Consider the following 3,009-nt stretch of genomic DNA (forward strand, 5'->3'; position numbering starts at 1 on the left):
GGCTCGAGTTCTACCGGTCCACCCGACATCTGTGGTGGATCACGTGGGACACGCAAGCCAACGACTGGAGCCAATTCGACTACGCGTACCTACTGCCCGAGCACTCGGGAGAGCTCGCCCCACACGGTTTTCGATTCGTTCGATCGTACCCGCTCAGCGGCAACCTGCTGGGAGAATCCGCTGACGTCCGGCACCTACGGTGACGGTTTCCGGGCCAATCGAGCGGCACCGCCCCATCGTTCTTCCACGCGATAGCTCTCGAGGAGAAATCCGCGCAGCCGACTTCCGGCGTCCCCCGTCTCCATGCTTCCCTCACCCGACGAGAGCACGATCGTCTCCGGGTGTGCCCCCAGAACCTCGATCTGCCGCCGTTCGAGATCGTCGGCTCGAAGCTGGAACCAGAGACCGGGGTTGGCGTAGAGCCGGCCCGGGGGGACCCGACCCGACCGGATGAAAAGGTTCTGGTCGGGACCGTAAAGGTAGAGGGGCGCGGGCGGAAGCGCCGCCAGGTTCCTTACGATCGTGTCGTCGGCCGTGGAATTCCAGAACGAGATCTCTCCCGCGGAAGTATCCGTCGCCAGGAACGCGGCGTCGAGGACGATCACCATCGCAGGAATCGCCGCGGCGAGACGGAGTACCCCCGCCGCCCTTCCCGCGATCGCAAACGTCTCGCCCGCCGCGACGGCGAGCAGCGGGACGACCGGCACCAGATGGACGAGCTCGAACTTCGGGAACGCCATCGTGGCGAACGCCAGCGTCAGGAGCGCGAGCAGGCTGGTTGACCGCTCGCGCTCGCCGGTTTTGCGCCGCGAAAGAATCCCGTAGACCACCAGGACGAGCCCTCCGAGCAGGACGAACGGCACCTGCGCCTCGCCGATCGGCAGATTCGTTCGGCCGCGATAGTCGCGCAGCGGCACGGCGACCGTCCAGAGGAGCATCTCGCGCAGCCCGCCTACGGCGGCGAAGACCGACGCGCAAGCGGCGAGCGGGATCGCCGCGAAGAGGAGAAACCTCGAGAGAAAGAGCCGGGTCTCCGCCGCCACCCACACCGCTGCGGCGATCAGCGCCAGCACGGCCGGCTGTTTCATCGCCACAGCGGCGCCGAACAGCAGACCCGCGACCGCCACGCCGCGCGGCGTCCTTTTTCTCAGAGCCAGGAATGCCGGAATCGCGAGCGCCGCGATTGCGACGTCGGGATAGACCGCGTTTCCGTCCCAGAGATAGAACGTCGCGAGGAAAAAAAGCGACGCACCGATCCGCGCCCCGAGCCGCCAGCGGAGCCGGAAACCGGCCATCCAGAGCGCGGCGTGCGCGACGACCGCGGGACCGAGCGAAAGGACGCGGAGCGCCAAAGCGTTGAAACCCAGCGCGCCGCCGACCAACGCCTCGATTCCGATCCAGAGCGGCGCGTGCGCGAACTTGACGTCCCGGTAGAGCATCCATCCGCGCGACACGAGCCATGCCGGGACGAGCGTCTCCGGCCACGCGCGGAGGCGGATGTGGAACGCGAGGAGCACCTGGAGCGCGAATGCCGCGAGGATGAGGGAAGCCGGCAACCGCATTTTCTCCGCCTCTCCCTCGATGGGAGAGGCCGGCGAGCGCAAGCGAGCCGGGTGAGGGTGATCTGGGGCGCTCATCTCAAGAGTCCGCGGTACCAGACCCAGAGCGGCGTCCCCGCCCAAAACGCGGCGACGCCGGCGGCACCGAGGAAGACGCCGAACGGAAGCCGCGTCTTCCAGCCGCCTCCCTTCACGGCCATCAGGAGCAGGCCCACGACGCTTCCCGCGAGCGACGCGAAGAGCACCGTCGTGATCACTCCCGCAACACCCGTGAACGCGCCGATCGCGCCGAGCATCTTCACGTCGCCGAGCCCCATTCCTTCGCGCCCTGTGGTCTTCTCGTACACGAACGCGACGAGCCAGAGCGACGCTCCCCCGGCGACGATCCCGGCCAGCGACTGCTTCCAGCCCAGGCGCGGCGAGAAGAACGAGAACGCCAGCCCGGCCGCCGCGAGCGGCAGCGTGATCGCGTCGGGCAGGATCTGCCAGTCGAAGTCGATGAAGACGAGCGCGAGGCAGGCGGACGAGAAGATCGCCGCCGCCGCAAAATCGACCGGCGAGAGGGCCGCGCGCGCGGCCGCGAGCCAGAGGAATCCGTTCGCGAGCTCGATCAAGGGGTACCGCGGCGAAATCGGCCCGCGGCAGGTCCGGCACTTCCCCCCGAGAAAGAGCCACGAGACGACGGGAACGTTGTCGAAGGCCCGGATCGGCGCGCCGCACCGCGGACAGTGCGAGCCGGGGAAGACGATCGAGCGGCCGAGCGGGACGCGGTGGATGACGACGTTGACGAAGCTCCCGACGAGGAGTCCGGCGACGGCGGCGACGGGAATGAGGAGGGGCGTCACCGGCAATCCCTCATTGCGTGCCATCCTCCTCCGAGCGGGACGCAAAGCGCATTCCGCCTCTCCCTCGATGGGAGAGGCCGCCGCGCCGTAGCTCCAAAGGAGCGAAGGCGGGCGGGTGAGGGTGTCCCCCCCTCACCCGCCGCTCCGCGGCGACCTCTCCCTCCAGGGGAGAGGTGGATCCGCTCCAACAGAGATCAATTCTCACGTCCTCCTCGTCATCACGATCGGCTCCCCTGCCAGCGCGAGGAAGAGGAGCGTCACGAGCGCGATTGCCGAGATCGCTGCCCCAACGTAGAACGGCCAGGGCCGGTACTGCCAGACGACGCGGTGGTCCCCCTTCGGCACGACGACGGCGGAGAAGACGCCGTTGGCCCGGATGATCGGCGCCGTCTTCCCGTCGATCGTCGCCCGCCACCAGGGATCCCATGACTGCGGGCGGTAAATCCAGAGGTCCTGCGATAGGTCGACCTTGTATACGAGCCGTTCGGGGGTTTCCAGGGTCGTCGAGCCGACCGCGAGGGTTCCCGAGGGCCCGACGCTCGCAGCCGGCCGCGGCGTGTTCGCCGGTTTCCTCTCGACGAGGAGCTTGCGCATCGGGTCGAATC

The 3,009-nt window shown here is 68.2% G+C and carries 4 protein-coding genes; 1 reads left to right on the forward strand and 3 read right to left on the reverse strand.

Features of this window, described 5'->3' with window-relative positions:
- A partial coding sequence (locus VKH46_00180) for a hypothetical protein (GenBank protein ID HKB69232.1) occupies window positions 1-203 on the forward strand: 203 nt, incomplete at its 5' end.
- On the opposite strand, the gene VKH46_00185 is transcribed toward VKH46_00180, so the two are convergent.
- The 3 genes from VKH46_00185 to VKH46_00195 form a co-directional block, all read right to left on the reverse strand.
- Window positions 195-1,556, reverse strand: a complete 1,362-nt coding sequence (locus tag VKH46_00185) for a hypothetical protein (GenBank protein HKB69233.1) — start codon at window positions 1,554-1,556, stop codon at window positions 195-197. The genes VKH46_00180 and VKH46_00185 overlap by 9 nt on opposite strands.
- A 77-nt stretch (window positions 1,557-1,633) precedes the next feature.
- Entirely contained in the window at window positions 1,634-2,404 is a 771-nt protein-coding gene (locus VKH46_00190; protein ID HKB69234.1) for an A24 family peptidase, read from the reverse strand.
- A 201-nt stretch (window positions 2,405-2,605) separates the two neighbouring features.
- Window positions 2,606-3,009 (reverse strand): YfhO family protein (locus VKH46_00195; protein HKB69235.1); only part of this gene is annotated, 404 nt, incomplete at its 5' end.

Source organism: Thermoanaerobaculia bacterium, assembly GCA_035260525.1.
Classification (GTDB): Bacteria; Acidobacteriota; Thermoanaerobaculia; order UBA5066; family DATFVB01; genus DATFVB01.